This is a genomic window from Flavobacterium hercynium, assembly GCF_002217285.1.
Classification (GTDB): Bacteria; Bacteroidota; Bacteroidia; order Flavobacteriales; family Flavobacteriaceae; genus Flavobacterium; species Flavobacterium hercynium.
In genome coordinates this window covers 175,386-200,637 of sequence record NZ_MUGW01000002.1, presented here as the reverse complement: position 1 = coordinate 200,637, position 25,252 = coordinate 175,386, and the positions used below count along the sequence as shown (strand labels likewise).

Below are 25,252 nucleotides of genomic sequence, written 5' to 3'. Positions count from 1 at the left end.
AGATGAGATATATTGTAATTATATTGACCTTACTAATAGCAAGTTGCTCTAACAATGAGTTTAGTGATAAAACAAGTATTGAATCTAAAATTGTTGTAGAAGGTTTTATTGAAGAAGGAGATTATGCTCAGGTTTATTTATCGAGCAGTATTCCGATAACGGATGTTGTCGATTCTACCAATGTGTTAAATCATGTCATACGATCTGCAAAAATCACCATTTCTGACGGTACAAATTCAGAAGTTTTACGAGTTAAGAATGACAAAAACAGGATTCCGCCTTTTGTATATATAGGAGGAGATTTTAAAGGAGAAGCTGGAAAAACGTATTCTTTGAAAATTGAATACCTCAATCGAATTATTGAAGCTACAACAGTTATTCCTAAAAGTGTACCGCTCAAAAGTGCTGAGTATGTAAAAAACAATCCATCTGATACAACAGGCTATATTTTTGTGAAATTTGATGATCCGATAGATGAAAAGAACTATTATCAGCTCGCAACAAAAATAGATGGTGAAGAGCCTGTTTTTGTTCCTGCTTTTTATGGCAACTTAGACGATCAAAACTTTAAAGATCCTGCAGTTTCGGTACAAATAAACCGAGGCGTTTTGCTTTTTCCTAAAACGAAATTCACGCCTTATTTTGCAGATGGCGATGTGATTTTTGTGAAGTTAAGAACGCAAAATAAAGAGGCGCTGGATTTCTGGAACAGCTGGCAAAATGAAATTGTAAACAGTAAAAATCCTATTTATCCTTCTAATACAAGTTTAAAATCGAATATAAAAGGCGGCATAGGAATTTGGGCAGGATATGGACATAGTACAATTACCGTTCGGACACCACCTAAAAAATAAAGCCGATCTGATATTTCAGACCGGCTCTACAGTATTTATTTTGAGGATAATTATTTTCTTTCGAAACCTTTAATGAACTCTTCGAATTTTTTCTCGAATGTTTCAAATCCTTCAGAGAAATAAGCGCTCATAGCAACTTGAGTCTGATCACTGAATTTTAAGTAATAGTTTTCTTCGTAGTATTGAATTTTAAATTCTTCTCCATCATTACTATAGCTCCAGTAAGGTTTTGCACCATAATAATCATCCGTCGTCCAAACAGGTAAACGATCATTGTAAAAACTTCCTTCTTCTGAGCGTATAATAATATCAGCTATTTTCGTTCCTTCTTTTTTAGAAATTAAAGTTAATTTGATATTTTTATTAAAGCTTGCTGCTGAAGCTGTAGAATAGTTTTTGTAATATGTATTTTTACCATTATAATAAGCTTTGTAATCAGCGTTAGGGTCATCGTAATATGGTTGGTTTGGAAATTTCAGGCTTTCTAAAGCTAAGTCATCAGCAGCATCAGTAGCTAAATCCATGTCTGCTACAATGATAAAGTTATCCATAAGTGTAATCAAAGCATTTGCTTTTCCTCTGTATGAAGAAAGTTGTTCTTCTGAAAGTAAACCATCAATATTTGCAGAGCTTCCGGCAGTAAATGCTAATAAGCTTTTTCCGTTGAAGGTAAGAGAAGCTGTAGAAGTACTTGCAGTACCTTTTTTACCACTCATTTCCCAAACGTAACCATCGTTTAATGTTATTTTGTAATTAAAAGTATCAGGGGCTTGTTTTCCGTTAGAATATGCAGCTGTTTGTGTAATAGTTGCAGCCTGAGTACCATCAATAGTTAATGATGCATCAGTAGATGTTGGTAAATAAAATTGATCGAAAACTGGATCTATTTCTTTATCATTAACGTAGTCATATCCTCCGTAAATGTCTGTGAATTTAATTTTTACATTGGATGCAACACTTTTAGAAGTCAATACTGCATTGTTAGAAGTTAAACTTGCTTTTGCAGGAAAAACAAATTTTAATTCAGTAGTAGAAGCAGTTTTTACCCAAGTATTGTTTGTGTTGTTCCAAGTATAGATTCCGTATACGTCAGCAACGTTTAAAATTTCTTCGATACTATTACCATTTTTTCCTCCGAAAATATCAACAGGATTGATAGCGATTAAATTAGATAAATTCTCAATAGCTTCGATTGCGCTTGATCCTTTAGTTTTGTCTAATTGAACTAACATTTCATTAGCTTCAGCTTCTAGTTTTACTTTTTGCTCCGCTGGAGGTAAAGTCGAATAAGGTTGTTTTAAAATAGCGGCAACTTGTTCTTCAAGTGTAAGCTCAGGAGTTGGTTTTACAGGTTCTTCTGTTGTTGGATCTTCTTTTACAGGATCTGTGTTATCATCACTTGAACAAGAAACGGCTAACTGAGAAAGAACTACTGAAAGCAATAGTAATTTTTTAATCATGGTGTGGTATTTAAGTTAAATAAATTGATCGAATTTTCGATGTTAATTTTAATGCCGCAAGGTAGTATTTTGACTGTAATTTTGATTACGGAAAGCCGTAAAAACGCAAACTTTTTTTAATAAAAAATACTTAAAATATTTCTTATGAAATTTTATCGAAGGCGAATAATAAATAAGTTTTTTACCTTTGTATTTCAAGATTTAAAACCCATATACAAATGTTATATTCAAAAATAGAAGGTGAAGGAAAGCCATTCATCATCATGCACGGATTTTTAGGAATGTCAGATAACTGGAAAACACTTGCCTCTCAGTATGTAGACGCCGGATTTCAGGTTCATATTCTAGATTTAAGAAATCACGGAAGAAGCTTTCACTCAGACGAATTTACATACGAAGCAATGGCGCAGGATGTTTTCGAATATTGTCAGGAAAACAAATTAAACAAAATAGATATTTTAGGGCATTCAATGGGTGGAAAAGTGGCCATGCTTTTTGCAACAACGCATCCGGAAATGGTCGATAGATTGATCGTTGCTGATATCGGTCCTAAATTTTACAAGCAACACCATCAGGATATTTTGGCAGGATTAAATGCAGTAGACTTCTCTATAAAACCAAGCCGAAACGATGTAGAAGCTACTTTGACAGAATATGTGCCTGATTTTGGAACACGTCAGTTTTTAATGAAAAACCTATATTGGCAAGAACCTGGACAATTGGCTTTCCGTTTTAACCTGGAAGTCTTTAATAATAACTTAGACGAGATCGGAAAACCATTGCCGGACAATTTAACTTTTGATAAACCTACACTATTTGTAAGAGGAGGAAATTCAGGTTATGTTTTAGATACTGATATTGACCAAATAAAAACACATTTCCCTGATTTAAGAGTCGAAACCATTCCAAACGCGGGGCATTGGCTTCATGCCGAAAATCCAAAAATGTTTTTTGAGCTGACGACAACATTTTTAAAAGAATAAGGTTTTGAAAGCATTCCGTTGCTTTTTGATGTTACGCAGCAGTCAACAGGATATTTCCATAATTGATCTCTAAATAAAAAGAAATTGTTCCGTATCCTGCACTAAAAAATTAGTACATTTATTAAAATTTAAAATCTAAAAAAATGAAATTATTACTTAGACTTCTTGTTACAGCAGCCTTAGTTTTGTTAATTGCTAACCTATTGCCGGGTGTGCATGTTGCCAGTTTTGGAACCGCTGTCATTGTTGCAATAGTTTTGGGATTGCTTAATCTATTTATAAAACCAATATTAGTTATCCTGACTTTACCGGTAACATTTATAACACTGGGCTTGTTTTTACTGGTTATAAATGCAATCATAATTATAATGTGTACGTATATAGTTGGCGGTTTTGCTGTTGACTCATTTTTAACAGCATTTATTTTTAGTATTATATTAGCTGTACTTCAGTCTCTTACTTATAGGATTCTGGGAGACGATAAATAAAAGAGAAGAATAAGCGGGTGAAAAACTCCTTACAAATACAATACATTAAAAACTTGGTTGGGTTGCAAAAATTTTATAATTTTGCAACCCAATTTTATTATGTAAATTAAAGAAGAAGATGGATATTAAAAGAGTAGCAAAAGACGCTGTGAATGAAACAATTGTAATGACAGTTGTTCACATGGATTATAAAGGTCAGGTAGCAAAAAGAATAAACGAAAAAATGCCATTGGCTACCGTAAAAGGTTTTAGAAAAGGACAAGTTCCTAAAGATCTTGTTGAAAAACAATACGGGAAAGCGATTAAGCAAGAAGAAGTTAAAAAAGTAGTTGATTTGGCTTTAGAGCGTTTTGTTCAATCTGAAAGATTAAATCTTTTAGGAACTCCTCTTGCTAAAGAAAACGAAAACTTTGATTGGGATGCAGAAGAACTAACTTTCGAATACGAAATTGGTTTAGTGCCAAACTTCGAAATTGATTTAGAAGCAAAAAATAACATCGTAAAATATATCGTTACTGCTGATGATAAATTAATCGATGGACAAGTAGAGCGTATCCAAAAACAATTCGGAAAAGCAATTCCACAAGAAGTTGTAGTTGCTGATTCAGATTTAACTGGAACATTTACAAACGAAGAAAAAGGAATTAGTAATACAACTACAATTTCTGTAGCTACTTTCAACAAATCAGCCGGAGATAAATTTATTGGTAAAAAAGTTGGAGATGTTGTTACAGTAAGCACAAAAGGTTTATTCGCAGACGATCACCAATTAATGGATTACCTAAAAGTAGCTCATGATGATGTTCACGGATTAGATGTTGAAGTAAACTTTACTATCGAAGCAATCAACGGAGCAGAATTGGCTGAGTTAAACCAAGATTTGTTTGATAAACTTTTTGGAGAAGGTAAAGTAGCTTCATTAGAAGATTTGAAAGCTAAAATTAAAGAAGATGCTGAAGCGCAATTTGCACAACAAGCAGATCAAAAATTATTATTAGACGTTCAGGAATTCTTAATCGAAAGCACAAAATTCGAATTACCTGTTGAATTCCTTAAAAAATGGTTGCAAACTGTTGGAGAGAAAAAACTTTCTGCAGAAGAAGCTGAAGTTGAATACGCAAGATCTGAAAAAGGATTACGTTTTCAATTGATCGAAGGAAAAGCAATGGCTCAAAGTAATATTCAAATTACATTCGAAGATTTGAAAGCTTTTACAACAAAAGCAATCAAACAACAAATGGCTCAATTTGGACAAACAAACCCAACTGACGAAGAAGTTCAAGGAATCGTGGCTAGAGTTTTATCTAACCAAGAAGAAGTAAAAAGACTTTCTGAGCAAGTTGTAGCTGATAAATTGTTAGAGGTGTTTAAAGAAAAAGCAAACCCTACAACAAAAGAAGTAACTTATGACGAATTTATTGCTGCTTCATACGGAGAGTAAATTCTAAAATAATAAGTATATTTGAGCGTCAGGAAATTTTTTTCCTGGCGCTTATTTTTTGATTCAAGTTGAAAATGTTTTAATTTTAAAAATGTTTCAGATTAACAATGATAACCTGAAATTTAAAACCTGTAACAAAAAAACCAAGACAAATTGACATTCTATAGAAATAGGTATAACCTTTGATGAAGAATCTATATACATAACGTAAAACTTAGAACACTTAAAATATGAACTACGGTAAAGAATTTAAAAAATTTGCTACAAAGCACCAAGGAGTAAATGCTATGTACTACGACAAAATCGTAGCAGCAATGAACCCAACAAACATGACTCCATATATTATTGAAGAACGTCAGTTAAACATTTCTCAATTAGACGTGTTTTCAAGACTTATGATGGACAGAATTATCTTTTTAGGAACAGGTATCGACGATCAGATTGCTAACATCGTTCAGGCTCAGTTATTATTCTTAGAAAGTGCAGATGCTTCAAAAGATATTCAAATTTATTTAAACTCTCCTGGAGGAAGCGTTTATGCAGGATTAGGAATCTATGATACAATGCAATATATTAAACCTGATGTAGCTACAATTTGTACAGGTATGGCAGCTTCTATGGGGGCAGTTTTATTATGTGCTGGTGCAGAAGGAAAACGTTCAGCATTACCACATTCAAGAGTAATGATTCACCAGCCATCAGGAGGAGCACAAGGTGTTGCGACAGATATGGAAATCAACTTACGTGAAATGTTGAAACTAAAAGATGAATTATACAACATCATTTCACAACATTCAGGACAATCTTTTGAAAGAGTACACAAAGACAGTGAGCGTGATTACTGGATGAAAGCTGACGAAGCAAAAGAATACGGAATGATTGATGAAGTGTTGAGAAGAGGATAATTTTAAGATTTAAAGTTGTAAAGGCGCTAAGATTCTAAGTATTTAACTTGAACTTGAAACCTTTTTTAAATTTGAAAAAAAATAATAAGCCAAAAAGTTACTAAGTTTAATGAGGTTTTAGTGATAAATCTCAGAAACTTAGTAGCTTTGCAGCTTAGTAACTAAAGAAGAATGGCTAAAGTAGTATTAGAATGTTCGTTTTGTGGAAGGAAGAAGCCAGAAACCAATTTATTGATTGCAGGTATCAATGCACATATTTGTGATAAGTGTATTGAGCAGGCACACGGAATCGTCTTAGAAGAATTAAAATCAAGCGGAAGTGCAAAACTTGTTGGAGACTTAATTTTAAAGAAACCAAAAGAAATCAGAGCTTTTCTGGATCAGTATGTTATTGGCCAGGATCAGACAAAAAAAGTAATGTCAGTTGCGGTTTACAATCACTACAAACGTTTAATGCAACAGCAATTAGACGATGAAGTAGAGATCGAAAAAAGTAACATCATCATGGTAGGTCAAACCGGAACCGGAAAAACATTAGTAGCAAAAACAATTGCAAAAATGTTAGATGTTCCTTTGGCGATCGTAGATGCAACAGTACTTACAGAAGCAGGTTACGTAGGTGAAGATGTCGAAAGTATTTTGACACGTTTACTGCAAGCTGCAGATTATGATGTAACCAAAGCCGAAAGAGGAATCGTATTTATAGATGAAATAGACAAAATTGCACGTAAGAGCGATAATCCGTCTATAACACGTGACGTTTCAGGAGAAGGTGTACAACAGGCATTATTGAAATTGCTGGAAGGAACCGTTGTAAACGTTCCTCCAAAAGGTGGACGTAAACATCCGGATCAAAAATTTGTTGAGGTAAATACTCAAAACATCCTGTTTATTGCAGGAGGTGCTTTTGATGGTGTAGAACGTATTATTTCTAAACGTTTAAACCGTCAGGCAGTTGGTTATTCAACTTCTAAAAATGTAGACAATATCGACAAAGACAATTTGTTGCAATATATAATTCCAAAAGACATCAAAGACTTTGGATTAATTCCAGAGATTATTGGTCGTTTGCCGGTTTTAACACACATGGATCCATTAGACAGAGAAACACTTCGTGCTATTTTGACACAGCCTAAAAATGCGCTGATCAAACAGTATGAAAAATTATTCTTAATGGATGAAGTAGCGTTTAGCATCTCTGATGAAGCTTTAGATTTTATTGTAGATAAAGCATTAGAATACAAATTAGGAGCACGTGGTTTACGTTCGTTATGCGAAGCGATCCTAACCGATGCGATGTACGAACTGCCAAGTTCTGATGATAAAGTTTTAGTAATCGATCAGGATTATGCGAAACACACTTTGAATAAAAATTTATTAAAGCGAATGGAAATTGCTTCATAAGCTTTAAATCAGATAAAACATTACCGCAAACCTGCTCCCTAATTTTGGAGCAGGTTTTTTTTTATGCTTTTAAATTATATTGTTAGCTGTTGTTTGAATAATTTGTAATTTTAAATAAAAAACAGTCTAACATCAATTCAATCAATATGATAACAATACAAAATACAGTTGAAGCAGCAATAGATAAAGTATGGGATTTCTGGACATTGCCGGAAAATATTACAAAATGGAACACCCCTTCGCAGGATTGGCATACACCTTATGCTGAAAATGATGTAAGAATTGGCGGAAGATTTAAATCGACTATGGCGGCAAAAGACGGCAGTATGAGTTTTGATTTTGCGGGAGAATACACTTTAGTAGAAAAAAACAAAGCCATAGAGTATGTTATTGATGACGGTAGAAAAGTCGAAATCATTTTTATAGAAACAGCAAACGGAGTAGAAATAACAGAGCGTTTTGATCCCGAAACAATAAATCCCGAAGAAATGCAACGCGAAGGCTGGCAAGCCATTCTGGATAGTTTTAAAAGATATGTAGAGAATAATTAAATACAGTTTAATACCTGAAAAAAAACTCCTGTCGATTACTTATATCAACTTAAAACAATTGAAAAATGACAAAACAAATTTGGTTGAATTTGCCGGTAAAATCAGTTACAGCATCAAAAGCTTTCTTCACAAAAATCGGTTTCTCATTCAATGATGAGCATGATACATCAAGTTCGACTTGTATGATTGTTGGAGAAGGTAAATTTGTAGTAATGCTTTTTGAAGAATCACTTTTTGAAAGTTTTTCTCAGCACAAGCTTACCGATACCAGATTGAGCTCAGAAGTTTTAATTTCTGTTGATGCAGAAAGCAGAGAAGAGGTAAATCAGTTTGCTCAAAAAGTAAAAAATGCAGGCGGCATTGTTTTTAGTGAGCCTGCAGAAAATCAAGGTTGGATGTATGGCTGTGCTTTTGCAGATTTAGACGGTCATCGCTGGAATGTTTTATATATGGACTTTAGTAAATTATCATAATTATGGAAACACTAGAATTTACAATCAGAATCAAGGCAACGAAAGAAAAAGTCTGGTCCGTTTTATGGGATGACAAAACATACCGAAAATGGACAAGTGCTTTTAGTGAAGGTTCACATGCTGTTAGTACATGGAATGAAGGAGATAAAATTCAATTCCTGGGCGCAGAAGATGGCGGTGGAATGAATAGCATTATCGACAAGAAAGTACTTTATGAATACATGGCTTTTAAACATTTGGGAGAAATAAAAGATTTTAAAGAACTTCCAATTGATGAAAAAGCGAATGAATGGAGCGGTTCAATGGAAACGTATCGATTAACGCTTGATGATGAGTTTATTGATCTGAAAGTTCAGGTTGATAGTATCGAAAGTCATAAGGATTATTTTAAAAATGCTTTTCCCAAAGCGCTTGAAATAGTCAAAGAACTCTCAGAAAAAAAATAAACTAAAATATCATGGCAACAACAGTAAATCCGTATTTAATATTCAATGGAAATTGTGAAGAAGCATTTCTGTTCTATCAATCCGTTTTTGGAGGCGAGTTTCAGTATTTAGGCAAATTCAAAGACATGCCCGTGCCGGAAGGAGGCGAGCAAGTTAATGATAAAGATGCAAACAGAGTAATGCATGTTTCGCTGCCTATTGGTAATACTATTTTGATGGGAAGCGATTCTAATGAACAATCAGGGGATGTTGCAATGGGAGGAAATTTTTCAGTATCTGTTAATGTGGAAAGCGTAGAAGAAGCCGATCGTATTTTTAACGGACTTTCAGCAGGAGGAGATATTTATATGCCTATGAATAAAACATTTTGGGGCTCCTATTTCGGAATGTTCAAAGATAAATTCGACATAAGCTGGATGATTAATTTTGATGAATTAGAACCCTTAAAATAAAACTTTAAAAGAGTAGCTAAATTTGTTTTAATGCTGCTTTTTAACAACAGTTTTTAATTAATTACAACCAGAAAGTTAGGTTATTTTGATAGCGGAACATAATTGTTAAATTAATTCAAAAAGCACACTAAGATGTGCTTTTTCTTTTCAAAAAAACAAACAATATCCTTTTTTATAAACAATAGATTACCGATTTTTGTCGCACTCAAATCAATACAAATAAAATGGCAGCAGAAGATAAAGAAATTATTTTATTAAAAGTTTCAGGTCATGATAAACCAGGAGTAACAGCCGGGCTAACAGCGATATTAGCTACCTACGATGCTGTAATTCTGGATATTGGTCAGGCCGATATCCATGATACACTTTCTCTTGGAATTTTATTTGAAATAAAAGCCGGTTCAACTTCAGGACCTGTTTTAAAAGATTTGTTGTTCAAAGCGTATGAATTAGAAGTAAAAGTAAAATTCATTCCAATTTCTATAGAAGATTATGAAACCTGGGTTAAATCGCAATCCAGACAACGTTACATTATCAACATTCTGGGTGAAAAGCTTACCGCTTCGCAATTGGCAGCCGTGACCAAGATCCTGTCTGATCAAAACCTGAATATCAATTCTATTATCCGATTAACCGGAAGAACCTCTATTATCGAGGAAGAAGAATATCCACGATCTTGCATTCAATTATCAGTAACAGGTGAAATCGTCGATAAAATTATCATGACGGCAAGCTTTATGCAAATTTCGCGAACGTTAGACGTTGATATTTCTTTTCAGGAAGACAATATCTATAGAAGAAACAGACGTTTAGTATGTTTCGATATGGATTCTACTTTAATCCAAGCCGAAGTAATTGATGAGTTGGCAGAGCTAAATGGTGTAGGAGAACAAGTAAAAGCAATTACAGAACTTGCAATGAATGGTGAAATTGATTTTAACGAAAGTTTCAAACAACGTATGGCATTGCTGGAAGGCTTAAGCGAAGATGTGCTGCGTTCAGTTGCAGAAAAATTACCTATTACAAAAGGAGCACACCGTTTAATGAAAGCTTTAAAATATTATGGTTATAAAACTGCCATTCTATCTGGAGGATTTACCTATTTTGGAGAATACCTGCAAAAAGAATTGGGTATCGATTATGTACATGCCAATCAGTTAGAAATTATCGATGGTAAATTGACCGGTAAATATTTAGGAGAAATTGTAGACGGACAAAAAAAGGCAGAATATTTACAAGCCATTGCAGAAAAAGAAGGCATTCACATTAACCAGACAATTGCTGTGGGTGATGGTGCAAACGACTTACCTATGATAAACCTCGCAGGCTTGGGAATTGCTTTTCATGCCAAACAAAAAGTAAAAGAAAGCGCATCGACTTCGATATCAAGTTTAGGACTCGATGGTGTTTTGTATCTTTTAGGCTATCACGATCGTTATATCGATATGATGTAACAGATAATTATTGCTTTTTATCATAGAAATGACAAAACAAAACAAATAAAGAAGAAATCCGTATAAATCTGCGTTTTCGCATAGCGAATCCGTATCATCAGCGTCTTAAAAAAAGCAAGTAGCCACAATCTTGTCATTTCTCACAGAGGCTTAAAAAAAAAACAGAAACCTTAATTCTCGAATAAAGAACTAAGGTTTTTTTTATGGGCATGCCCCTCCGGGTCGGGCTATTTGTTTCAATCTTTTTGTTTTTAAAGAAAAAACAAAAAGGATTTCCACTACTATCCCTCATGCGAGCCCAGAAGTGTTATATAGTCTGAACCTGCATTTCTTTCAGTTGTTCCAGATAATCACGTTGATTTGAAAGCCTCGGAATTTTATGTTGTCCGCCTAATTTGTCTCTTTCTTTCAACCAGTCATAAAACAAATTCTCACGCGCTACATTAATCACCAAAGGGTTTAACGTCATGTTGTTGTAACGCTTCGCTTCATAATCAGAGTTCAGCGTTTGCAGCGTTTCGTCTAGTACCTTCTGAAAAAGTCCTACATCAGCCGGTTTTTTCTTAAATTCAATCATCCATTCGTGTGCGCCTTTCTCTTTATCTTGCATAAAAATAGGAGCCACAGTATAATCTTTAACCTCGCTGTGGGTAATCTGGCATGCTTTTGCAATCGCCTGATCCGTATTCTCAACCATAAGTTCTTCACCAAAAACATTAATATGGTGTTTAGTTCGACCCGTCACACGAATCCTATACGGATTTAAAGACGTAAAACGAACAGTATCACCAATCAGATAACGCCATAAACCCGAATTGGTAGTAATGACAATAGCATAATTTTTATTCAGTTCAACATCAGCCAAACGAACTATCTTTGGATTTTCGCTGTCAAAAGTATCCATTGTAATGAATTCGTAGAAAATTCCGTAATCCAGCATCAACAGCAAATCGCTCGAATTATTTAAATCCTGAATGGCAAAGAAACCTTCAGAAGCATTATATATTTCGTAATATTTAAAATCTTTACTAGGAAGTATTTTTTTGTATTGTTCTTTATACGGAGAGAAGCTTACGCCTCCGTGAAAATAAACCTCTAAATTAGGCCAGATCTCCAGTAAACTTTCCTTTCCTGTGTTTTCCAGCACTTTGTTCATTAAAACCAGCATCCAAGATGGAACTCCGGCAAAGCTCGTTACATTCTCTACTTTCGTTTCATTGATGATAGCCGCAATTTTAGATTCCCATTCGCTCATCAGCGAAGTTTTATTACTTGGCGTACTGCTGAATTCAGCCCAGATAGGCATGTTTTCAATCAATATGGCAGATAAATCACCAAAATAAGTATTGTTGTTTTCGTAAATCTGAGAACTTCCGCCTAAGCGAAGACTTTTTCCCAAAAACAATTCAGAATCTTCATTATTATTTAAGTACAAACAAAGTAGATCTTTGCTTCCTTTATAGTGACAATCCTCCAGCGCTTCATTACTTACAGGAATAAATTTACTTTTAGCATTAGTAGTACCGCTTGATTTGGCAAACCATTTTATTGGCGTTTCCCAAAAAACATTTTGTTCACCCTGACGCGTGCGTTCAATCAGCGGTTGTAACTCTTCGTAGGTTGCGATAGGCACTCTTTCTGCAAAAGTCTGATAAGAAGTTATAGAGCTGAAGTCATACTTTTTTCCAAAAACAGTATTTTCGGAAGCTACCAACAAATTATGCAATAATTCTTCCTGAACTTCATTCGGATATTTTAGAAAAAGTTCGATTTGATGAATTCTTTGTTTAAGAACCCAAGAGGCAAATGAGTTAATTATTGATATTGGCATGAGTCAATTTTAGATTTTAGATGGTAATTTTAAGTTTTAGATTTTCTGTTGATGTGAAAATCAAAAAATATAAAATTTGAATATCGGCCGACAAATACTAACTTTGCCGCTGTATCAAAAATAGTGTTTTTCTGTAAAAAAAACCACTCTATTTTTACGAAAGATTCTAAATTCAGCAGAATAAAGAATTATAATTTATATCCTTCAGGGAAAGTAAAATCTACAATCAGAAATCTAAAATATGACGTATCAAGGAGTACTTACAAAAATGCAAACAGAAATCGGAAACACAATTCAGTATTATCTGGTTTTCGAAGATAGTTTTCTTAACATGAATCAGTTGTTGAATAAAGAAATCGAATTCAATTTTGTAGGTTACGAATGTTTAAATTGTCATAAAAAGAAAAAAATATTCAGACAAGGATTCTGTTACGACTGTTTTTACTCAAGTCCTGCTGTTGGCGACTGGATCATGCGACCGGAATTAAGTACAGCACATTTGGGAATAGCAGATCGTGACCTGGAATACGAACAAAAAGTACAATTGCAGCCACACGTAGTGTATTTAGCTGTAGCAAGCGAAATAAAAGTAGGTGTTACCCGAAAAACGCAAGTACCAACCCGATGGATTGATCAGGGCGCAAGTCAGGCCATTGCAATCGTTGAGGTTCCTAACCGATACCTGGCAGGAATTACAGAGGTGGCATTAAAAAGCCATTATACCGATAAAACCAATTGGAGAAAAATGCTGCAGCAAACCACTCAGGTTTTTGATTTGGTTCAGGAAAAAGCCAAACTCGAAAATTTAATTCCGGAAGAAGTACGCGAGTATTTTTTCAGTGAAAAAAATGATTTGTACGAGCTTAATTATCCTGTTTTAAATTACCCGACAAAAGTAGCAAGTCTAAATTTAGACAAAACACCTTCGTTTCAAGGGAAGCTTGTTGGTATAAAAGGGCAATACTTAATTTTCGAAAACGGAAGCGTTTTTAATATTCGAAGTTCAGAAGGATATGTTGTTACTATAAACGTCTAGCATTATTACGGTAATATCGGTCTAAATATACAGACGTGCACATTAGGAAGGAAAAACCTGTTCAGATGCTGTTTAAAACATAGAAAAAGGTCAATCGTGAGATTGACCTTTTTGCTTTGTAAAAATTTTGAATAGCTTATTTCTTTTTAAACAAACCATTTAATAAGTCGCCTGCTTTTTTGGTAACTTCTTGTGTTGTTTTTTCCTTTTCAGTTGCAGCCGCTTTTGTAGTATCCTTAGCTTTGGTATTCTTATTAATCAGATCCGTAAGAGCTGAGGTACCTTTTTGCGTCAATTTCTCTTTCTGCTGATTCACTAACTGTGCAGTCAAATTAGTCGCGGCAGCCTTCATATCAGTTGAGATTTTCGGATTCGAAAAATTACCTGTCATTAAAGCTGTAATCGGAATGTTATCTAATTTTGCAGCATCTGCAGGAGACATTTTTGCAATTAGTGCATTAGCTTCGCTTCCTAAATACTTAGCAGGAACATCTAATTTTAAATTATAGTTCATTACCTGATCAAAACCATGCGTTCCGCCAACCGTAACTTTGATATCCTGGTATTTAATGTCAAATGGTTTTACATTTACTTTTCCGTCAGCAAAGGTCAACGCCATTTTTAAATCATTCAGATTCAATTTGCTTGGGTCAAGGAATTTTATGTTTGATGTTAAAGAGTTTAAAACCGTAGAGTTTTTAGGATTCACCGTAGTCGAAAGCAATTGTCCGATTAAGTCTCCTGAAATTGATTTTAAATCCGGAGTTAATTCCTTAGCATCTAAATTTCCGTTTAACTTAATAGTCGAATTCAATTTACCATTGATGATACCTGCCAAAGGAGCAATTTTTTTCATCATCTCCAATTGCGTAAAAGTTTGACCAATATCTACCTGATTAAAACCTAAATTAACATCAAATGTTGGCACTTTTTCCTTTGTAGAAACAGCTCCCGTTAAGCCAATTGTTCCTCCAAATATTGATGTTTTAAAGTTTTCTAAAGTTGCTTTTTCATCTTTGATAATCAATTTACCGCCAACATCTTTTAGTGTTAAATTGTCATACAAAACAGTATTTGCTTTAGCATTCAATGTGCAATTCAAAAACGCAGGGATTTTCATTGCTTCAGCAGGTTTAGCTGGCGTTTTTGTTTCTGTTTCACCTTTTGTTTCTGTTTTAGCAGGTTCACCTGAAGTCATAAAATCGTCAACAGCAAGTTGGTTTGAACTCATATTGAAATTTCCTCTTAGTTCCTGTTTCTTGAACATAAAACCGTAGAAATTCTCTAAAACACCATTAATACTGATGTCACTTCTTCCTGTAGTAGCGTCAAACTGTTTAAGGTTAATTTTACTCGGATTAAACTCAACCAATGCCGTGCTGATATTCATAGACTTGTTATTCTCGTCTGTGTATTTAAATCCGGATAAACTCATAGTTCCTGCATTTTTGATATTCTCATATTGACTTTTTTCAACAGAAGCCATATCAAATTCAGTAGTAACATCAGCTTTTAAGATACCGGCAAGAGGCTTATCCATTTTTACAGGATATGCTTTTGAAAGGTTGGCTAAGTTAATAGTTCCTTTTAAAGCCGCTTTTACCAAAGGATTTACGGTTATGTTTCGAACATTTGCTTTAGCGCTAAAAACGTCCTGATCTATTTTAAACGAAAGCTGATCTAAGTTCACATAAGTATCATTTAAGATCCCTGTTTCATTAATGATTTTCGTGTCAATTACAATGTTTTGTACTGATTTTGGAAGATTAGGATATTGGAAAGAAGCATTGTTAGAGGCAATTGCAATATTAAATTTAGGAACAGTAGTTTCTGTAAGTTCTCCTTTTGCAAAACCAACAATCGTAAAATCTCCAGTAGTTTTTACACCATTTAAGCTGGATGAATAAGCTTCAGGAATTAAACCTAAGAAATTCGTAAAAGAGGAAGTTGGTGTTTTGAATTTCAAATCGTAAATCTGACCCGCTTCAACCATTTGTATAAAACCATCAAATTCTAAAGGCAATTGGTTAATCAAAGCTTTGTTCTCTTTAAAAGTATATTTGCTTTTATCTAAATCGATTCCTAAGATCGCGTCTAAAGTCAGTTTTACATTTTTCATGTAATTCACTTTATCCATATCCATCGAAATGTTTGCCGTCGTTTTAGTTGTCAAATCAAGTTTAGCGTTGGTAAAGTCACCCGTACCTTCGTGATTTAAACTATCAATTACCATTTTTATCTTAGAACCCTGATCTATGTATCTGAAAGTATAATTCTCGATTTTATAATTCTGAATTTTCAAAGAAAGCGGTTCGCTCTTTTCGTCTTTCGTTGTTTTCTCTTTATCTTTTAATGCGATATCAAAGTTTCCAACACCATCTTTATTAAAGATAATATTGATTATACCATTTTCCGAGGTAATTCCCTGAATGTTTAGCGATTCTTCTTTTCCTTTGAAAAGCTCTTTGATGCTCATTTTTAAATTTAACTGACCTAATGAAACCAAAGTATCGCCTTCAAAAGGAGCCTTATTGATGATCAATAATTTTTCGATTCCAACAGTGGCGTTAGGAAAATTTTTAAACAAACTTAAATCAGCATCTGCAAAACTCACTTTAGCATCAACATTTTCATTGATTGCATCTACGATTTTAGCTTTTATCTGATCCTTAAAAAGATACGGAATTGCAAATAATGCGGCAATGAGAACCACAAAGACAATGGCTACGATTTTTAAAATTTTCTTTAACATAATTATTATAGATTTGAGGTTTTAAGGTTCGTAATTTAAATGCATTAACTGTTGTAAAAATAAACTTTTATAGTGGAGTTTATTTGAAATTTTTCATAAAAAAACAATAGCCTGCCATAGATCGAATTTCGATTGCTGGCAAGCTATTAAAAAAAAATAAATTAATTTTCTATGTTTTTATATTTTTGAACAGGCTTTTAGTAGTTGTATTAAGTGTAATAATTTTTTGCTAAAATAGGCAAGAGTAGTAAATTTAAGCGTTAAGCGTAAATTAACTTTGGGTTAATTAAAGCTAAGCTTTGAGGGCGAAAAACAGTTGTATGCTAAGAAATTGTTTAGCGTAAAATAAAAAATCCGTCTGAATAGTCTCAAACGGATTTAAATATAATGTCGGCTAAAATTATTTTTTAATAAAAGAAACTATTTTATTGGCAAGTTCTTCAGAAATGGGTAAAGTTGAATTGTTGTAGGATGCAAAATTGGCCTGCTTGTCTCCGTCGATAATCTTTAAAACATGATTCATTTTATCAATGATTAACAATTCACCATTGTTGCTCGATTTTGATAAGGCTTCGGCATCTTGTACCGTTACTTGCAAATCATTATTTCCTTGCAAAATTAAAACAGGAATCGTTAGTTTTTTTATTTCTGTCTGAGGATTGTATTTAAACCAGGAAATAAGATAAGGCTGGATACTTGGTCTGAATAAAGAGTTGAGCATAGGGTCAACTTTTTTTACAGTGTTTCCGCTTTTCAGACTGTCAATAATCGGGAAAGTTAAATCCTCTAATGGTTTGGTCGCTTTACTGGCGATTTGTGCTTTCAAAACTTTATCAGCAGCATCACCGGCTCCGGCAATAGAAACAAATTTATTTGCTTTTGCACCTGCAAGCATTCCAATAAGAGAACCTTCGCTATGTCCGATAATGGTAATCTGAGAAAACCGTCTGTCCTGTTTTAAAAAATTAACCCAGCTTTTAGCATCTTCAATGAAATTTTCAAAAACAAGACCGGATTCAAAAGGAGCCAAAGCTTTGCTTTCGCCAATTCCTCTTTTATCATAACGTAAAGAGGCAATACCATTTTTAGCTAAAGCCTCAGACAGTAATTTCAATGAATTGTTTTTCATTGTCAAATTGTTGCCATTTCTGTCCGTTGGTCCGGAACCTGCAATAATCAAAGCTACAGGACATCTGTTCTCTGTGTCCGGAACCGTTAACGTACCATAAAGCTGATCAGTATTGATTTTTAAGATCGCAGGAGATTCTTTAAAGGTCATTTGCTTTGCTTCCTGAGCATTACCAAATGAAACTGCCAGGAGACCAAAAAAGAAGAGTATTTTTTTCATCTTAAAAATTATTGAATGTTAATTCCAAAAGGCAACATTGCCTGAACTCCTTTTTGTCTCTGAAATCTTTTTACCTGCTCAATAATCATATAATTTTCAACTCCAATTTCTTCTTTTATAAAAGCCTCTTTAGATTTTGCAAATGGCAGACCAGATAAAAGATCGTTAAATGACTTTTCGTATTCAGGGAAATTCTGAGTACTGTATGATTTTACTTTAGCCAGTTTTGCTGCCTCGGCAACAGCATCATTCAAACCGCCAATTTTATCTACTAATCCAATTTTTAAAGCTTCTGAGCCAGACCAGACTCTTCCTTGTGCAATAGCATCTACCTGAGCAAAAGTCATTTTTCGGCCTTGAGCCACATGCGTTACAAAAGTGTTGTAAATATGCTCTACGCTTTCTTGTGTAAAGGCTTTGAAGTTTTCATCAACAGGAACAAACGGACTGTAATTCGCTGAATTTTGGTGTGTTTTTACCTGTTCTGTGTTAATTCCTAATTTGTTAGCAAGCGGAGTAAAGTTTGGCAATACACCAAAAACACCAATAGAACCTGTTATAGTATTGCTTTCTGCAAAGATTTTATCTGCATTACAAGCGATGTAATAACCTCCTGATGCAGCATAATTACCCATAGAAACCACAACTGGTTTTTCTTTTTTAGTAATTTCAATTTCTCTCCAGATCAGGTCAGAAGTCAAAGCGCTTCCGCCCGGACTATTGATTCGAAGTACAATTGCTTTTATGTCTTCATTTTTTCTGGCTTCCTGCAAAGAACGGCGCATCGCACCTTCGCCAATTACAGTTACATCGCCTTCACCGCTCGCGATTTCGCCTTGAGCGTAAATCACAGCAATTTGATCGCTTGAAGAATTAGTTAAAGCAGTTGTAATATTATTTTGCGTATAATCGGAGATCGAAATTTTATTGTAATCATCATCACCAGTAACTTTTAGTGCTTTTTTGATTGCATTATGATATACATCTTCATACGCTACAACATCTACTAAATGCTGCGCTTTTGCCATTTCCGGAGTTCTTGCCAGTAAACCATCAGCAATTTCGTTTAGTTTAGCTACAGGAATATTTCTGCTTTTTGAAATGTCTGTTACAACAGTGCTCCAAATCGAGTTTAAAAGAGCGGTTAATTGCTCTCTGTTTGCCTCACTCATTTTATTGTCTAAAAACGGCTCAACAGCACTTTTATATTTTCCGTGACGAATCACTTCCATGTGAATACCTGATTTGTCCTGAAAATCTTTGAAGAACATAATCTCTGACGAAAGTCCTTTAAAATCTAAATCCCCAACAGGATTCAGATAAACAGTATTAGCAACAGAATTTAAGTAATATTCTTTTTGAGTGTAAGTATTAGCGTATGCCCAAACAAATTTTCCTGATTTTTTAAAACTTTCGAGAGCGTTTCTTAAATCTTTATATTGCGCTAATCCAAGTGATGATTCATCATTTAAGATCGAGATTCCCTTTATTTTGTCATCTGTCTTTGCAGCATCAATTGCATTAATAACATCCGTTAATCCAATTTCTTTTTTATTTGAAAAAACAGTAACCAATGGATCTTTATATTTTCCTGCATAATCGTTATTGATTTTTTTCAAGTCTAATTCGATAACAGAATCCGATTTAACAGAAACAGTTTCGTCTCCTCCAAAAATAGTCCCAATAATGATTATTCCAAAGAAGAACAACATGATAAATACAAAAATACCAATTACTGTGGCAATTACATTTCCTAGAAATTTCATAAATATATTTTTTTAATAAGTCGCAAAAAAAGAATTAAGTTACAAATTTTAAACACTTAATCCCAACTAAAAAGCGAACTCGTTTCGCAAATATATTGCTAATTCTAAAATAGTTTTAGTTAATTTGCATTAATTATGAAATCACAGCATCAGGTCGTTTTGTCCATCGGCAGCAATCAAGGAAACAGGTTAGAGAATATTGAGAATTGTATTAATTTAATACATAAGGAGGTAGGTACTGTACTTAAAGTTTCCAGATTATACGAAACGCCGGCATGGGGATTTGAAAGTGATGCTTTTTATAATTGTGCTCTGGTTTTGCACAGCACTGCATCAGCGCAGAAAATACTTACCCAGATATTAAAAGTCGAAAAACAGCTAGGCAGAATCAGATTAAATCAACAAGGATATCAGTCCAGAATTATAGATGTGGATATGATTGCTTTTGATGATGAAATTATCGAATCAGAGAAGCTTACTATTCCGCATCCTTTAATGCAGGATCGTAATTTTGTCCTATTGCCAATGCAGGATTTAAAACTGGCGTGGAAACATCCTGTTTTTCAAAAATCAATTTCAGAATTAATTGCAGTTACACCAGACGATAGTATATGTACTGTTGTTCAGGATTTAAAAAGTCCTTTGAGTGAAATTCCGCTTGAGAAATTCAATTATATTGCTTTTGAAGGAAATATTGGAGCAGGAAAAACAACTTTGGTGAATAAAGTAGCAGAAGATTTTAATGCTAAAACGGTTTTAGAGCGTTTTGCCGACAATCCCTTTTTGCCTAAATTTTACAAAGACCAAAATAGATATGCATTTCCGCTTGAAATGTCATTTCTTGCTGATCGCTACCAGCAATTATCAGATGATTTGGCGCAGTTTGATTTGTTTAAAGATTTTATTGTAGCCGACTACCATATTTTTAAATCCTTAATTTTTGCTAAAATTACATTGGCAGAAGATGAATACCGTTTGTACCGAAACCTGTTCGATATTATTTACAAAGAAATGCCAAAGCCGGATTTGTATGTTTACTTATATCAAAATACAGGGCGATTATTGGAGAATATCAAAAAACGCGGACGTACTTATGAGCAAAACATTACATCTGAATATCTGGATAAAATAAATATTGGGTATTTGGAATATATAAAATCGCAGATAGATCTAAATGTTTTAATTATAGATGTATCTGATCGCGATTTTGTAAAAAGACATGAAGATTATATTTTTGTTTTAGATGAAATTCAAAAGAAATTGAATTCTAAATAACAATAGAATCTTATTTAGGCCAGTTTAGTTTTTGAAATAAATCCCAAACTACAATTCCTGCACTAACAGAAATGTTTAGGGAATGTTTGGTTCCTAATTGTGGAATTTCAATACAGCCATCGCAAATAGCAACTGCTTCCTGAGATACACCAAATACTTCGTTTCCAAAAACTAAGGCATATTTCTGATTGGCTTCTACTTTAAAATCCTGAAGAAAAACAGCACTTTCTACTTGCTCAATGGCTAATGTCTGCACGTTGTCTTTCTTTAAATTTTCTATTACCTCCAAAACACTTTCATGATGTTCCCACGCAACAGTTTCTGTAGCGCCAAGAGCCGTTTTATGAATTTCTTTATTGGGTGGAGTAGCGGTAATACCGCACAATATTATTTTTTCGATTAGAAAAGCATCTGCCGTTCTAAATACAGATCCAATATTGTGCAGGGAGCGAATATCATCTAAAACTAAAATTAAAGGTGTTTTTTCAGATGTTTTAAAATCTTCAATTGATTTTCTTTCTAGTTCGCTATTTTCAAGTTTTCTCATTTGTGTTGCATTCGGGTCATAAAAAAAGCTTCCAAAGATAAGGAAGCTTTTTCGATATTATAGTGTTTTTTCAGATTAGCTTTTAACTGGATCTGCTAAAACTACACCTTTAATAGTAAGGATTTTTGTTGGTTGTCCTTCAGCATTAGAAGTAACAGTTACCGTTTTTGTAAAACTTCCTACTCTGTCAGTAGCATATTTTACACCAATAACACCTTTAGCACCTGGAGCGATTGGCTCTTTAGGAGTTGTCGGAACAGTACATCCGCAAGATCCTTGAGTACTTGTAATGATAAGAGGTTTAGTTCCGTTGTTTACGAAAACAAACTCACGTTTTCCATCTGCATTGTGTGCAATAGTTCCGTAATCAATAGTTTCAGTTTCAAAAGCCATTCCAGCGCCTTCAACTTTAGCAACTTTTGTAGCTTTAGCTTTTTTTGTGCTTTGAGCATTAGAAGCCGTAATTCCCACTACAGCTAACATAGCAAGTAAAATTATTTTTTTCATCTTTTAGAGTCTTTTTTAAAATTAACACAAAGCTATATAAAATTCTTATATGGAAAGATAAAATAAAGACTAAATTTATTTTAAATTTTTAAAGGTTCTTCTATATTCCTTCAAAATAGCATAAATTCGCTGTCTTAATTTTTCATTTTAAAATCACAATAATTTGGCAGCGAAAGAGAAAGTGGTGAAAGAAACACCCTTAATGAAACAGTACAATGAAATCAAGAGAAAATATCCTGATGCCTGTTTACTTTTTAGAGTGGGAGATTTTTACGAAACCTTTGGAGAAGACGCCATTAGAGCTTCAAAAATTTTAGGAATTACCTTAACAAAGAGAGGTGCAGGTTCTGAAACAGAAACCGCTTTGGCTGGTTTTCCGCACCATTCTATCAATACTTATTTGCCAAAATTAGTAAAAGCAGGACTTCGTGTTGCCATTTGCGATCAGCTTGAAGATCCTAAAATGACTAAAACGATCGTGAAACGTGGTGTTACAGAACTGGTAACTCCTGGAGTTTCGCTTAACGATGAGGTGTTGCAGTCTAAAACAAATAACTTTTTGGCTTCTGTTTATTTCGCAAATAAAAGTATCGGAATTTCATTTTTAGATGTTTCTACCGGAGAATTTTTGACGGCTCAGGGAAATGCAGAATATATTGATAAACTATTGCAGAATTTTAATCCGAGTGAAGTTCTGATTCCTAAAAATAATAAAGGAGATTTTAAAGATGCTTTTGGAGATGACTTTCATAGTTTTTATCTCGAAGACTGGATTTACAAAGAAGATTACGCTATAGAAACGTTGACGAAGCACTTTGAAACCGTTTCACTAAAAGGATTTGGTGTAGAGGAATTAAAAGAAGGAATTATTGCTTCGGGGGCGATTTTATATTATTTGTCTGAAACGCAACACAATCGTGTACAACATATAACGGCAATTCAGCGTATTGCGGAAGATGCGTACGTGTGGATGGATCGTTTTACAATTCGAAACTTAGAGTTGTACCATAGCTATAATCCAAATGCAGTAACGCTTTTAGATGTAATAGACAGAACGCTTTCGCCAATGGGAGGGCGTTTATTAAAACGCTGGCTGGCTTTACCATTAAAAGATGCTCATAAAATAAAAAACCGTCACGATGTTGTTTCATATCTAAAATCGGATACAGAAGTTTTACACAACATTCAATATCAAATAAAACAAATTTCAGATTTAGAACGTTTAATTTCTAAGATCGCAGCAGGAAAAGTATCTCCTCGTGAGATTGTGTATTTAAAAGAATCTTTGGATGCTATTATTCCGATCAAGACTTTAGCTTTAAAAAGTCCTCAGGAGGCAGTAAAAATAATCGGAGATAGTTTGCATGCTTGTGATCTTTTAAGAGAAAAAATAAATACAACCCTAAATCAGGATGCTCCTGTCGCTATTGCGAAAGGAAATGCTATTGCAAAAGGAGTTAGTGAAGAATTAGACGATTTACGTGCTATTTCGACTTCAGGAAAAGAATATCTGGAAGGAATTGAAAAAAGAGAATCAGAAAGAACGGGAATTTCATCTCTGAAAATTTCATTCAACAATGTTTTTGGATATTATATTGAAGTTAGAAATACACATAAAGATAAAGTACCTACAGAGTGGATTCGTAAACAGACGCTTGTAAATGCAGAACGTTATATCACAGAAGAGCTAAAAGAATACGAAACGAAAATTCTGGGTGCAGAAGAAAAGATTTATAAAATTGAAAGCGATTTATTTGAACAATTAGTAGCCTGGATTGCGACTTATATCAAGCCCGTTCAAATGAACGCTAATTTGGTGGCGCAATTGGACTGTTTGTGCTCGTTTACGCAGCTTGCAGTAGAAAACCAATATGTGTGTCCGGAAATTGACGAATCGTTTGAGCTTGAAATCAAAAACGGAAGACATCCGGTAATCGAAAAGCAATTACCGGTAGGAACTCCTTATATTGCCAATGATGTTTATTTAGACAGAGAGACGCAGCAAATCATTATGATTACAGGTCCTAACATGTCGGGTAAGTCGGCAATTTTGAGACAAACGGCGCTAATTGTATTGCTGGCTCAAATGGGAAGTTTTGTTCCTGCAGACATTGTTAGAATGGGAATTGTAGATAAGATTTTTACAAGAGTAGGAGCGTCGGATAATATTTCGATGGGAGAATCTACTTTTATGGTCGAGATGAATGAAACGGCTTCTATTTTGAATAACATTTCAGATCGAAGTTTAGTGTTGCTAGATGAAATTGGTAGAGGAACAAGTACGTACGATGGAATTTCGATTGCGTGGGCGATAGCGGAGTTTCTGCACGAACATCCTTCAAAACCTAAAACATTGTTTGCAACGCATTATCATGAACTAAATGAAATGACCGAATCGCTTTCGAGAATACAAAATTTTAATGTTGCGGTGAAAGAGCTAAAAGACACCGTTCTTTTTGTTCGTAAGCTCGTAAAAGGAGGAAGTGCGCATAGTTTTGGTATTCATGTTGCAAAAATGGCGGGAATGCCGCAGCTTGTAATTTTGAAAGCGCAAAAGCTGCTGAAGAAATTAGAAAAAAATCATTCAAGCGATGCTTTAAATGGCGTTAAGCAGGCAAGTGATGAGATGCAAATGAGTTTCTTTAATTTAGATGATCCTTTGTTGGAAGAAATAAAAGAAGAAATTTTGAATCTTGATATAAATGCGATAACACCAGTAGAAGCATTGATGAAACTCAATGAGATTAAAAGAATGTTGAACAAAAAATAAATTCAGATTTAAAGTTTAGGTTATCAGAAAGTTATAAAATAAGTGTGATTTTTTTTCGAAAAACGCTTGTGTAATTGAATAAATGTCCTAAATTTGCACTCGCAATACAGCACAAGTGAGGTATTGCGGTTCTTACGAGAATTTGAAATGCGAAAATAGCTCAGTTGGTAGAGCGCGACCTTGCCAAGGTCGAGGTCGCGGGTTCGAGCCCCGTTTTTCGCTCAAAACCATATAATGCTCGGATGGTGAAATTGGTAGACACGCTGGACTTAAAATCCAGTGAACAGCAATGTTCGTGCGGGTTCAAGTCCCGCTCTGAGTACTAAAGCCTCTTCTTTTGAAGAGGCTTTTTTTATTGTCTTTTTTAAGGGGCTGAGGTTTTGAGGATCTAAGATTCTAAGTATTTGAGGTTTTTAGGTCTTGATGTCTAGTAATCTAAAGGTCTGGTAATCTAAAAATTATAATATCTAGCGGTCTAAAAGTTTAAAGGTTTAATAGTCTAAAAAAAT

21 protein-coding genes and 2 tRNA genes are annotated in these 25,252 nt (G+C 34.2%); 16 read left to right on the top strand and 7 right to left on the bottom strand.

All coding sequences use genetic code 11. From position 1 onward, the window contains the following. Nucleotides 1-2: 2 nt before the first annotated feature. On the top strand, nt 3-854 hold the full coding sequence (locus B0A66_RS01210) for a DUF4249 domain-containing protein (protein WP_089048019.1): 852 nt from the start codon (nt 3-5) through the stop codon (nt 852-854). Between the two features lie 50 nt (nt 855-904). Here the strand turns inward: B0A66_RS01210 and B0A66_RS01205 are convergent, their stop codons facing one another. Beyond that, nucleotides 905-2,314: a hypothetical protein gene (locus B0A66_RS01205; RefSeq protein WP_089048018.1), complete on the bottom strand. Its 1,410-nt coding sequence runs from the start codon at nt 2,312-2,314 to the stop codon at nt 905-907. Nucleotides 2,315-2,532: 218 nt separating this feature from the next. Between B0A66_RS01205 and B0A66_RS01200 the strand changes: the two genes are divergently transcribed. From B0A66_RS01200 to serB, 10 genes are all read left to right on the top strand, one after another. Further along, entirely contained in the window at nt 2,533-3,297 is a 765-nt protein-coding gene (locus B0A66_RS01200) for an alpha/beta fold hydrolase (protein WP_089048017.1), read from the top strand. 143 nt (nt 3,298-3,440) lie between these two features. After that, a complete protein-coding gene (locus tag B0A66_RS01195) occupies nt 3,441-3,785 on the top strand; it encodes a phage holin family protein (RefSeq protein ID WP_089048016.1) in 345 nt (114 codons plus the stop codon). Nucleotides 3,786-3,903: 118 nt separating this feature from the next. Continuing rightward, a complete protein-coding gene (locus B0A66_RS01190) occupies nt 3,904-5,226 on the top strand; it encodes a trigger factor (RefSeq protein ID WP_089048015.1) in 1,323 nt (440 codons plus the stop codon). A 230-nt stretch (nt 5,227-5,456) separates the two neighbouring features. Beyond that, complete coding sequence (clpP, locus tag B0A66_RS01185; RefSeq protein WP_089048014.1) at nt 5,457-6,131, top strand: ATP-dependent Clp endopeptidase proteolytic subunit ClpP; 675 nt, start codon at nt 5,457-5,459, stop codon at nt 6,129-6,131. A 171-nt stretch (nt 6,132-6,302) separates the two neighbouring features. Then, complete coding sequence (gene clpX / locus B0A66_RS01180; RefSeq protein ID WP_089048013.1) at nt 6,303-7,535, top strand: ATP-dependent Clp protease ATP-binding subunit ClpX; 1,233 nt, start codon at nt 6,303-6,305, stop codon at nt 7,533-7,535. 146 nt (nt 7,536-7,681) lie between these two features. Further along, nucleotides 7,682-8,086, top strand: a complete 405-nt coding sequence (locus tag B0A66_RS01175) for an SRPBCC family protein (protein ID WP_089048012.1) — start codon at nt 7,682-7,684, stop codon at nt 8,084-8,086. Nucleotides 8,087-8,151: 65 nt separating this feature from the next. Beyond that, nucleotides 8,152-8,559: a VOC family protein gene (locus B0A66_RS01170; protein ID WP_089048011.1), complete on the top strand. Its 408-nt coding sequence runs from the start codon at nt 8,152-8,154 to the stop codon at nt 8,557-8,559. A gap of 2 nt (nt 8,560-8,561) precedes the next feature. Then, nucleotides 8,562-9,005 (top strand): SRPBCC family protein, encoded by a 444-nt coding sequence (locus tag B0A66_RS01165; protein WP_089048010.1) that lies wholly within the window; start codon nt 8,562-8,564, stop codon nt 9,003-9,005. Nucleotides 9,006-9,016: 11 nt separating this feature from the next. Then, complete coding sequence (locus B0A66_RS01160) at nt 9,017-9,457, top strand: VOC family protein (RefSeq protein ID WP_089048009.1); 441 nt, start codon at nt 9,017-9,019, stop codon at nt 9,455-9,457. A gap of 224 nt (nt 9,458-9,681) precedes the next feature. Further along, nucleotides 9,682-10,911: a phosphoserine phosphatase SerB gene (gene serB / locus B0A66_RS01155; RefSeq protein ID WP_089048008.1), complete on the top strand. Its 1,230-nt coding sequence runs from the start codon at nt 9,682-9,684 to the stop codon at nt 10,909-10,911. A 307-nt stretch (nt 10,912-11,218) separates the two neighbouring features. Here the strand turns inward: serB and B0A66_RS01150 are convergent, their stop codons facing one another. Next, on the bottom strand, nt 11,219-12,742 hold the full coding sequence (locus B0A66_RS01150) for a GH3 auxin-responsive promoter family protein (protein ID WP_089048007.1): 1,524 nt from the start codon (nt 12,740-12,742) through the stop codon (nt 11,219-11,221). 241 nt (nt 12,743-12,983) lie between these two features. On the opposite strand from B0A66_RS01150, the gene B0A66_RS01145 reads away from it, so the two are divergent. Continuing rightward, nucleotides 12,984-13,778: a DUF2797 domain-containing protein gene (locus B0A66_RS01145; RefSeq protein ID WP_089048006.1), complete on the top strand. Its 795-nt coding sequence runs from the start codon at nt 12,984-12,986 to the stop codon at nt 13,776-13,778. A gap of 136 nt (nt 13,779-13,914) precedes the next feature. Here the strand turns inward: B0A66_RS01145 and B0A66_RS01140 are convergent, their stop codons facing one another. The 3 genes from B0A66_RS01140 to sppA form a co-directional block, all read right to left on the bottom strand. Beyond that, on the bottom strand, nt 13,915-16,530 hold the full coding sequence (locus tag B0A66_RS01140; RefSeq protein ID WP_089048005.1) for an AsmA-like C-terminal region-containing protein: 2,616 nt from the start codon (nt 16,528-16,530) through the stop codon (nt 13,915-13,917). A 400-nt stretch (nt 16,531-16,930) separates the two neighbouring features. Beyond that, nucleotides 16,931-17,878 carry an alpha/beta hydrolase gene (locus B0A66_RS01135; RefSeq protein ID WP_089048004.1) on the bottom strand — a complete coding sequence of 316 codons (948 nt, stop codon included), beginning with the start codon at nt 17,876-17,878 and terminating at the stop codon, nt 16,931-16,933. A gap of 8 nt (nt 17,879-17,886) precedes the next feature. Then, complete coding sequence (sppA, locus tag B0A66_RS01130) at nt 17,887-19,644, bottom strand: signal peptide peptidase SppA (RefSeq protein ID WP_089048003.1); 1,758 nt, start codon at nt 19,642-19,644, stop codon at nt 17,887-17,889. Nucleotides 19,645-19,779: 135 nt separating this feature from the next. Between sppA and folK the strand changes: the two genes are divergently transcribed. Continuing rightward, nucleotides 19,780-20,919 carry a 2-amino-4-hydroxy-6-hydroxymethyldihydropteridine diphosphokinase gene (gene folK, locus B0A66_RS01125; RefSeq protein ID WP_089048002.1) on the top strand — a complete coding sequence of 380 codons (1,140 nt, stop codon included), beginning with the start codon at nt 19,780-19,782 and terminating at the stop codon, nt 20,917-20,919. A gap of 10 nt (nt 20,920-20,929) precedes the next feature. Here the strand turns inward: folK and B0A66_RS01120 are convergent, their stop codons facing one another. Both B0A66_RS01120 and B0A66_RS01115 read right to left on the bottom strand, forming a co-directional pair. Further along, nucleotides 20,930-21,466 (bottom strand): RNA methyltransferase, encoded by a 537-nt coding sequence (locus B0A66_RS01120; RefSeq protein WP_089048001.1) that lies wholly within the window; start codon nt 21,464-21,466, stop codon nt 20,930-20,932. 75 nt (nt 21,467-21,541) lie between these two features. Further along, entirely contained in the window at nt 21,542-21,973 is a 432-nt protein-coding gene (locus B0A66_RS01115) for a DUF1573 domain-containing protein (RefSeq protein WP_089048000.1), read from the bottom strand. A 163-nt stretch (nt 21,974-22,136) separates the two neighbouring features. Here B0A66_RS01115 and mutS point away from each other — a divergent pair, with 163 nt between their 5' ends. From mutS to B0A66_RS01100, 3 genes are all read left to right on the top strand, one after another. Then, nucleotides 22,137-24,743: a DNA mismatch repair protein MutS gene (mutS, locus tag B0A66_RS01110; protein WP_165766567.1), complete on the top strand. Its 2,607-nt coding sequence runs from the start codon at nt 22,137-22,139 to the stop codon at nt 24,741-24,743. Between the two features lie 149 nt (nt 24,744-24,892). Further along, nucleotides 24,893-24,965: transfer RNA gene (locus B0A66_RS01105), tRNA-Gly, on the top strand. A 14-nt stretch (nt 24,966-24,979) separates the two neighbouring features. Beyond that, nucleotides 24,980-25,065: transfer RNA gene (locus B0A66_RS01100), tRNA-Leu, on the top strand. Nucleotides 25,066-25,252 lie beyond the last annotated feature (187 nt).

Coding starts and splice junctions, on each gene's coding strand:
- serB (WP_089048008.1), top strand. CDS start 9,682: ATGGCAGCAGAAGATAAAGAAATTATTTTATTAAAAGTTTCAGGTCAT.
- B0A66_RS01175 (WP_089048012.1), top strand. CDS start 7,682: ATGATAACAATACAAAATACAGTTGAAGCAGCAATAGATAAAGTATGG.
- B0A66_RS01145 (WP_089048006.1), top strand. CDS start 12,984: ATGACGTATCAAGGAGTACTTACAAAAATGCAAACAGAAATCGGAAAC.
- B0A66_RS01195 (WP_089048016.1), top strand. CDS start 3,441: ATGAAATTATTACTTAGACTTCTTGTTACAGCAGCCTTAGTTTTGTTA.
- B0A66_RS01190 (WP_089048015.1), top strand. CDS start 3,904: ATGGATATTAAAAGAGTAGCAAAAGACGCTGTGAATGAAACAATTGTA.
- B0A66_RS01205 (WP_089048018.1), bottom strand. CDS start 2,314: ATGATTAAAAAATTACTATTGCTTTCAGTAGTTCTTTCTCAGTTAGCC.
- B0A66_RS01160 (WP_089048009.1), top strand. CDS start 9,017: ATGGCAACAACAGTAAATCCGTATTTAATATTCAATGGAAATTGTGAA.
- sppA (WP_089048003.1), bottom strand. CDS start 19,644: ATGAAATTTCTAGGAAATGTAATTGCCACAGTAATTGGTATTTTTGTA.
- B0A66_RS01210 (WP_089048019.1), top strand. CDS start 3: ATGAGATATATTGTAATTATATTGACCTTACTAATAGCAAGTTGCTCT.
- B0A66_RS01150 (WP_089048007.1), bottom strand. CDS start 12,742: ATGCCAATATCAATAATTAACTCATTTGCCTCTTGGGTTCTTAAACAA.
- clpP (WP_089048014.1), top strand. CDS start 5,457: ATGAACTACGGTAAAGAATTTAAAAAATTTGCTACAAAGCACCAAGGA.
- clpX (WP_089048013.1), top strand. CDS start 6,303: ATGGCTAAAGTAGTATTAGAATGTTCGTTTTGTGGAAGGAAGAAGCCA.
- B0A66_RS01165 (WP_089048010.1), top strand. CDS start 8,562: ATGGAAACACTAGAATTTACAATCAGAATCAAGGCAACGAAAGAAAAA.
- B0A66_RS01115 (WP_089048000.1), bottom strand. CDS start 21,973: ATGAAAAAAATAATTTTACTTGCTATGTTAGCTGTAGTGGGAATTACG.
- B0A66_RS01170 (WP_089048011.1), top strand. CDS start 8,152: ATGACAAAACAAATTTGGTTGAATTTGCCGGTAAAATCAGTTACAGCA.
- B0A66_RS01120 (WP_089048001.1), bottom strand. CDS start 21,466: ATGAGAAAACTTGAAAATAGCGAACTAGAAAGAAAATCAATTGAAGAT.
- B0A66_RS01140 (WP_089048005.1), bottom strand. CDS start 16,530: ATGTTAAAGAAAATTTTAAAAATCGTAGCCATTGTCTTTGTGGTTCTC.
- folK (WP_089048002.1), top strand. CDS start 19,780: ATGAAATCACAGCATCAGGTCGTTTTGTCCATCGGCAGCAATCAAGGA.
- B0A66_RS01200 (WP_089048017.1), top strand. CDS start 2,533: ATGTTATATTCAAAAATAGAAGGTGAAGGAAAGCCATTCATCATCATG.
- B0A66_RS01135 (WP_089048004.1), bottom strand. CDS start 17,878: ATGAAAAAAATACTCTTCTTTTTTGGTCTCCTGGCAGTTTCATTTGGT.